The organism is Marmoricola sp. Leaf446, assembly GCF_001424755.1.
In the GTDB taxonomy this organism is placed as follows: domain Bacteria; phylum Actinomycetota; class Actinomycetes; order Propionibacteriales; family Nocardioidaceae; genus Marmoricola.
This window is the reverse complement of sequence record NZ_LMRF01000002.1, coordinates 430949-438378: the sequence shown is the minus strand read 5'-3', so window position 1 is coordinate 438378 and position 7430 is coordinate 430949. Positions and strand designations below refer to the sequence as shown.

The window sequence follows — 7430 nt, the reverse complement described above, 5'->3', positions numbered from 1 at the left end:
GCACCACCGAGACCGAGAGCTGCGGCGCGACCACGGGCGCCGGGGCCGGGGCGGGTGCCGGGGTCGGGGTCGGGGTCGGGGTCGGGGTCGGGGCGGGCGCGACGACCACGGGCTTGGGCGTCTTGAGACGCGACGGGACCGACCACGGGCCGCGGCGACCGTTGCTCTGCACCGCGCGCACCTGGACGTAGTGGGTCGAGGCGGTCACGGCCCCGAGGTCGGTGCGGCGGTGGTCACGCGAGACGACGATGCGGCTCTTGCCCAGAGCGGCGGGGGCGGTGGACCAGCGCACGTGGTAGGCGCTGGCACGCACGGGGCGCCACTTGACGACGAGGTGTCCGGGGAGGCGGTCGGCGGCGAGCGAGACGCCGGACACGCGGGCCATGGACGGTCGGGCTTGTGCCGCGGACGGCAGAAGGGCCCCCAGAGCGATCGTCACGACGATCACCAGGAAGACGCGCAGGGAGTGCGACGAGGATCGCGAGGCCGAGTCGGGCCGGGGGCTTTCGTTCATGCATGGAGGTTATGTCCATGATGTCCGTTTTCGCCGGGTTTCAGAGAATATCGCCCGCCTTGCGCCTCGTATCAGTGCGACAGGAGCCGCTTCACCCATGCCGAGTACCGCGCCAGTGCCCCGGTGGCGTCGAACTCACGATCAGCGAACGAGAGTCCGGCCTGGCCTGCGCGCCGAGCCCGCACCGGGTCGGCCTGCAGCTCGAGGACGGCCTCGAGCAGCGCCCCCGGGTCCCCGCTCGCGACCTGCGGTCCTGCCTGCGCCTCGCGCACCTCTGCCGCGGCGGGGCTGTCCGGCGCGGACGCGAGCACGACCGGCCGGCCGGCCCGGAAGTACGCCGTCAGCTTGCTCGGCACGCTCATCTCCGAGACGCCCGGCTTCTCGTTCACGAGAAGCACGTCGGCGGCGTCCAGCACCTCCCCGAACCTGGCTTCCTCCACCGGAGGGAGGATGGACACCCGCTGGACCCCCTCGGCCAGGCGCTCCAGTGCAGGTCGCTGGCTCCCGTCGCCCATGAGCACGAACCGCACGGCCTCCCCGCGCTCGTCGGCGAGGCGTGCGGCGAGCACGACGTTCTCGAGTCCCTGCTTCATGCCCATGTTGCCGCTGTGCACCACCACGCACTCCTCGGGTCGCCACCCCAGGCCCGCACGGGTCGCCTCGCGCTCGTGGGTCGTACGCCGGGTCCGGGACCAGTTGCGGATGACCTCGATCCGACCGCCGTCGACACCAGCCAGCTGCTGCACGAGCGGCACGAACTGTCGGTGCAGCACGACGACGCCACGAGCCCGACGCAGGGCCGCTCCCTCGATGCCGGCCACCAGCCCGGCGACACGCGCACCACCTCGGATCCCGCTCTCCCGGGCACCCGATCCCGCCAGGTCGTGGACGACCACCCCCAGCGGCGCGCGACGGGACAGGGCCACAGCAGCTGCAGCGGCGGTGGAGAGCACCGGCGGGGTGAAGGCGACCACGACGTCGGGCCGGATCCGGAGGCTCTCGAGGAGCACCCGGGCCGCGAAGGAGGCCTCGTAGAGCGCTCGCGTCACCGCGGTCTGGGTGCGGGGGACGAAGTGACGCAACCGCCGTACCTCGAGGTCGCCCTCGGTCTCGACGTGACGCCACCGGTCGTAGCCCGGGGTCACCCGCCACTCCGGGTAGTGGGGGACGCCGGTCAGGACGGTGACCTTATATTCGTGTGCGAGGTGCTGGGCCACCTGCGTCACGTAGGGTGCGCTTCCGGAATGTTCGGGTTCGAAGTAGGGCGAGATGAGGACCACGGTGACTGGACGACGTCCGCTGCTACCGCGAGAACCGCTTCGTCGTGTCACTCGGCGGACTGTACTCACCCGTGTGCAGCCGGGGCGCCTCGCCCGGGCTGCCGGCGTCGACGCGGTCGCGAGGTCGCGCTGACATGTGGGCCGCCTTGAGACAGCACCTGCTGATGACCGCCGTGCTGACCATCCTCGGCGGGGCGCTGGGCTACACCGCGTCACTGCTGATGACCCCCGTCTACACGAGCAGCGCAACGATCTTCGTCACGGTCGGTGGGGCTCGGTCGGCCAACGACGTGTCCCAGACCGGGACCTACCTGACGAGCCGCATGAAGTCCTACGTCACGCTCGCCACCAGCTCCGCCGTGCTCGAGGAGGCCCTCGAGGACATCCAGGACACCCGCACCTTCGAGCGGCTGCTGTCCGCGGCGGACCGGCGTACCCAGGGCGACGAGCTCAACGACGCTGCCGACCAGCTGCAGACCGTGGTGACCGTGGCCAACGAGGTCGACACGACCGTGCTGACGGTCGCGGTCGACGGCCCGACCGAGCAGGACGCTCAGCGACTGACCAACGCGGTGTCGACGGCCCTGGCGAACCGCATCGAGGAGACCGAGCAGGGAGCCAACTCGTTCGCCCCGATCCGCGCCACCGTCATCAACGGGGCCGACCTGCCGATCGGCCCGTCCTCCCCGAAGCCCTACCTCAACACCGTCCTGGGGGCCGCCTTCGGCTTCGCGCTCGGTGCGGCCATCAGCCTGCTGCTCTACTCCCGCCCTGCGCGACCGGCCCGACCGGCGCGCCAGGCGATGATCGACGGCAGCCAGCGCATGCCCGGTCGTCGGCCTCGCCGCGACCCTGCTGCGCCGCCCGCGCCTCGCACCTCCCGACCTCCCGGACGTTCCCCTGCTCCCGGCGACGTCGGGGGCCGACGGTGACCGCCACCACGGCGCGGATCGCCGGGTCGCGGCGGCCGGCGGCCGACCTCGACGACCGGTGATCCTCCAGACCGTGCCGCTCGGGGCGGGCCTTCGGGCCGCCCCCGAGACGGATGCGCACCGCGCTGCGGTGACGGGCTTCCTGCGGCGCGCCGTCCTGATGACCATCTTCGCCCAACGCTTCGCGCTGCCGGGGGGTGCGGCCCTGCAGCTGCCCCTCACCCAGGTGCTGATGATCGCCCTGACGGTCGAGGGGCTGTGGCGCGGCATCCTCGTCGTCCGGACACGGCTGACCCTGGCCTACCTGGGCCTCGCCGCCTACCTCTTCGCCGTGACGCTGGTCCACTCCCTCCTCGGGTTCGGCGCTCACCCCACGAGCGTCGCCTACCTGCTGGTGCTCTACGTGCCGATGGTCTGCAAGCTCAACGTCCAGCGGCCACGGGGCTACTTCACCCACATGATGCGCTTCTACGTCCAGGTGATGACGTGGGTCAGCATCGTGGGACTGGCGCTGTTCCTGGCCCAGTTCGTCGGTGTCCCCTACCGCGACTGGTTCGCCCTCGTCGTCCCGCCCCAGCTCATCCAGCAGGACTACGTCACCAGCTACGGCCTCACCTACGGCTCCGACATCTTCCGCAACAACGCCGTGATCTTCCTCGAGGCGTCCTTCTACTCCGCCTTCGCCGCCGTGGCGTTCCTCGGCGCCCTGTTGCTGCACGAGCGCCCGTGGCGACTCGTGCTGTTCGCCGTCTGCCTGTTCTCCTCCGCCTCGGGCACGGGCATGGTGGTCATCGGGGTGGCGATCATCGTGCTGCTGCTCCAGGGCAGCGTGGCGGCGACAGCTCGCGCGGTGGTCCCGTTCGCCGCCGTGCTCGTCCTCGGGGCGTCCACCCCGGTGGGCGCCGTCCTGCTCGGTCGGCTCACCGAGGGGTCGAGCTCCAACAGCAGCACCTACTTCAGGATGGTGCTGCCGTACGAGATGTTCCTGCCCAAGGTCGTCGAGTCCGGCCCGTTGCTGCTGATCGGCCACGGCGCCGGCACCATCGACGACGTGGTCCAGATCAGGGACCTGATCTACCCCCTCGTCCCGAAGTCGCTCTACGACTACGGCCTGTTCTTCACCGTCGCCTTCCTCGCGTTCGCTGCCGCCGCGCTGCGCTCCCGCTACGCCTGGCCTCCGCTCACGATCGGTCTCGTCGCCATCTGGGTGTACGTCGGAGCGGGGCTCCTCGCCACCGTGCAGGTGGGCCTGATGCTCGTCTTCGCCGCGTGGTGGCCCACCACGGATCCCGTCGAGCCGTCCCCCGACGACCGCAGCGACGAGCCGTTGCAGCCGTCGACGCCCACCCGGGCGGGCCCACCGTGACCACCCCTCAGCCACGCCCGACCGGCACGCGACGCGCCCTCGGGCGCAAGGCCGGCTGGAACCTCGTCGACCAAGCCGTCTCCAGCCTCGGCAGCGCGGTGGCGGCCTTCCTCATCGCCCGTGCCGTCACGGCCGAGGAATTCGGCGTCTTCGGCATCTGCTTCGCGATCCTCACCTTCCTGGTGGGAGTGCACCGCGCTCTGGGCAGCCAGGCCTACGCCATCCGGTACCCACTCGCCCAGGGTCAGGCCGACCCTCGACTTGCCGGCCTGTGCCTCGGTGTCGCGGTCTCCACGGCTCTCGCGGCCACCCCGTTCATCGCCGGGCTGGCCTTCCTGCTCGGTCCGTGGACGCAGGTGCTGGCAGTGCTCATCTTCGGCTGCGGCCAGCCCTTCCTGCTCATGCAGGACGCCGTCCGGTCCACGCTGCTGGCGCAGGGCCGTCCCCGCGACGCCGCTCTCAACGACACGGTGACCACGTGCGTGCAGATCGCGGGCGCGGCGACCGGGGCCGCGCTCGGAGCCAACATCGACGGCATGGTGGCGCTGTGGGCCTGCGGCGCCGTGGTCGGCAGCGGGCTCGGCTGGGTGCAGCTGCACACCTTTCCGCGGCTTCGCGGGCTGCGCGCCTGGTTGCAGGACGTCGGACACGTCAGCTGGCCGCTGCTGGGCGAGTGGGTGGTCCTCGCCGGCGCGGCGCAGATGGTCTTCCTGGGCATCGGCGCCCTGGCGGGGGTCGCCGCCCTGGGATCCATCCGTGCCGCGCAGACGCTGCTCGGCCCCCTGGGCGCCTTCGGGCTCGCCATCACCGCCTTCGCGCTGCCGCACCTCTCCGCGCAGCATCTCGGTGCCCGTCAGGTACGCATGTACGGCTGGGCGCTGAGCCTCGTCCTCCTCGGGGTGGACCTGGGGTGGGGACTGGTCCTGATCCTGCTTCCCGACAGCATCGGCATGGAGCTGCTCGGGGCGTCGTGGGTCGGTTCCCAGGTGGTGCTCGTCCCGCTCCTGCTCCAGCAGATGGCCATCGCGCTCGGCGGCGGACCGATCATCATGCTCGCCACGATGCGGCAGACCAGCCGCTCCCTGCGGATAGCCATCCTCCACGCGTCCCTGCTGTCCGCGCTCGGACTTCTGGGGGCATTCCTCTACGGTGCCCGGGAGGCGACCTTCGGGCTCGCCCTCGCCAGCACCCTGGTGGTCCCGTTCGCGTTCCACCAGCTCCGCACCGGCATCCGGCGGCGTACGCCCGAGGCTGCCCCTCCGACACCGAAGGTGGACGACATCGCATGAGGGTCCTGTGCGTGTTCAACAAGTACCCCTGGCCCGTCAACAGCGGCGACGCCGTGCGCAACGCCGCGATCGTGTCCTACCTGCAGCGCAACGGCGTCGAGACCCACGTGGCGGCCCTCCCGCAGGGGACCGGTGCCCCCGCCCCGGCGCCCGCGGGAGTGACGGCGACGACCGTCGGGCGCCCGGTCGGTGACTACCTGGGCGCCACCACCAGCCGCGCCCGGACCGTGGTGGCCGGGCGGCCCTACCAGCTCGCGGTGGGCGGCCAGCCGGAGGTCCGCCGCGCCCTGGCGGAGCTCTGGGGCGCCCACGACTTCGACGCGGTGCTGGTCGCGAGCACCTACTCCTTCGGCGCCGTGCCCGAGGCGGCGCTGCCCCGCACCGTGCTGGACACGCACAACGTCGAGCACCTGCGCCTGGGCCACGTCTTCGAGCAGGGCGGACGCGCCATGCGCCTCGTGGGCCCGCGGGTGATCGAGCGGGCCCGCCGCTACGAGGCCGAGTGCGTCGAGCGGGCCGGGGTGAGCATCGCGTGCTCGGAGGTGGACGGCCGCGCGCTGCGCGAGCTCGCCCCCGGGGCCGACGTGCGGGTGGTGCCCAACGGGGTGTGGATCGACGCCCCCCTCGACGACGTCGAGGCGGCAGCGGACGCTCCGCTGCTCTTCCTGGCCAGCCTCGACTACTCCGCCAACATCGACGCGTTGCAGTTCTTCCTCGAGGAGATCGTCCCGGCCCTCCCCGCCGACCTGCCCGTCGCGGTCGCCGGCAGCAACGCCCGCCCGCAAGCGCTGGAGCTGTTGGAGGCGGCCGGAAGCAGGGTCACGTTCCTGGGCGAGGTCGACGACCCCGCGGTCACCCGGCGCTCGGCGCTGGCGCTCGTCGTGCCCCTGCGTCAGGGCAGCGGCACGCGGCTGAAGATCATCGAGGCGTGGGCCGAGGGCGTCCCGGTCATCTCCACCGCCAAGGGATCCGAGGGTCTGGCCGGCACGCACGGTCAGCACCTGCTCGAGGCCGAGACGCCGGCCGACTTCGCCGCGGCCGCCACCCGGCTGCGCGAGGAGCCGGGACTGCGCCGCTCCCTGGTGCGGGCCGGTCGGGCGCTGGCCGAGGAGCAGTACTCCTGGCAGAGCCTCGGCGCCGAGCTGCGCCGCGCGGTGGACGACGTGGCCGGACGCGGTCCCGGTCGGTGACTGGGATCCCTTCGCCAGTCGGGAGCGGTGGGGCCGGGAAGTAGGTAGCCTTCCCGGCATGCAGAACGCCGACATCCCTGTGGTCATCCTGTGCGGCGGCATGGGCACGCGCCTGCGAGAGGCGAGCGAGAAGCTCCCGAAGCCGCTCGTGGACATCGGCGGGAAGCCGATCCTGTGGCACGTGATGAAGACCTACAGCCACTACGGCTTCCGACGGTTCATCCTGTGCCTGGGCTACAAGAGCGACCTGATCCGGCGCTACTTCCTGGACTACCGCGAGCACGCCAACGACTTCACGCTCTCCCTCGCCGAGGACGCCGCACCGACGTGGCACCAGACGGGCGTGGTCGAGGACTGGGAGATCACGTTCGTCGACACCGGTCTGCTCAGCGGCACCGGCGCCCGCGTCAAGCGGGTCAGCTCCTACCTCGACACCGAGATGTTCATGCTCACCTACGGTGACGGCATCGGCGAGGTCGACCTCGACCAGCTGCTCGAGGCCCACCGGGCCGGCGGCCGCATCGGCACCGTGACCGGGGTCCACCCGGCCAGCCGCTACGGCGAGATGCACGTCGAGGGCGACCGGGTCAGCGAGTTCAACGAGAAGCCGACACTGGCCACCGGATGGGTGAGCGGCGGGTTCTTCGCGTTCAACCGCGAGATGGTCGACACCTACCTCGACGACGACCCGGGGCTGCTCCTCGAGCACCAGCCGCTGCGCCGGCTCGCCGCCGACGGGCAGCTGACGATCAACCCCCACGAGGGCTTCTGGATGGGCATGGACACCTTCCGTGACTGGACCGAGCTCAACCAGCTGTGGGACGCGGGCACGGCCCCGTGGAAGGTCTGGGAGGACTGA

At 71.7% G+C, this 7430-nt stretch carries 7 protein-coding genes; 5 read left to right on the top strand and 2 right to left on the bottom strand.

Annotation, left to right across the window (positions count from 1 at the left end):
- Positions 1-385 (bottom strand): hypothetical protein (locus tag ASG49_RS18915; RefSeq protein ID WP_056541013.1); only part of this gene is annotated, 385 nt, incomplete at its 3' end.
- Positions 386-585: 200 nt separating this feature from the next.
- Positions 586-1794: a glycosyltransferase family 4 protein gene (locus ASG49_RS18615; RefSeq protein WP_255355117.1), complete on the bottom strand. Its 1209-nt coding sequence runs from the start codon at positions 1792-1794 to the stop codon at positions 586-588.
- A gap of 134 nt (positions 1795-1928) precedes the next feature.
- On the opposite strand from ASG49_RS18615, the gene ASG49_RS10085 reads away from it, so the two are divergent.
- From ASG49_RS10085 to ASG49_RS10065, 5 genes are all read left to right on the top strand, one after another.
- The gene (locus ASG49_RS10085) at positions 1929-2726 is read left to right on the top strand and encodes a YveK family protein (protein ID WP_056541006.1); all 798 of its coding nucleotides are present in this window, start codon (positions 1929-1931) and stop codon (positions 2724-2726) included.
- 130 nt (positions 2727-2856) lie between these two features.
- Complete coding sequence (locus ASG49_RS10080; protein WP_156384274.1) at positions 2857-4092, top strand: hypothetical protein; 1236 nt, start codon at positions 2857-2859, stop codon at positions 4090-4092.
- The gene (locus ASG49_RS10075; RefSeq protein WP_056541001.1) at positions 4089-5381 is read left to right on the top strand and encodes a hypothetical protein; all 1293 of its coding nucleotides are present in this window, start codon (positions 4089-4091) and stop codon (positions 5379-5381) included. Before ASG49_RS10080 ends, ASG49_RS10075 begins: the two co-directional genes overlap by 4 nt.
- A complete protein-coding gene (locus tag ASG49_RS10070) occupies positions 5378-6571 on the top strand; it encodes a glycosyltransferase family 4 protein (RefSeq protein ID WP_082534008.1) in 1194 nt (397 codons plus the stop codon). Before ASG49_RS10075 ends, ASG49_RS10070 begins: the two co-directional genes overlap by 4 nt.
- A gap of 58 nt (positions 6572-6629) precedes the next feature.
- Complete coding sequence (locus ASG49_RS10065; protein ID WP_056540997.1) at positions 6630-7430, top strand: glucose-1-phosphate cytidylyltransferase; 801 nt, start codon at positions 6630-6632, stop codon at positions 7428-7430.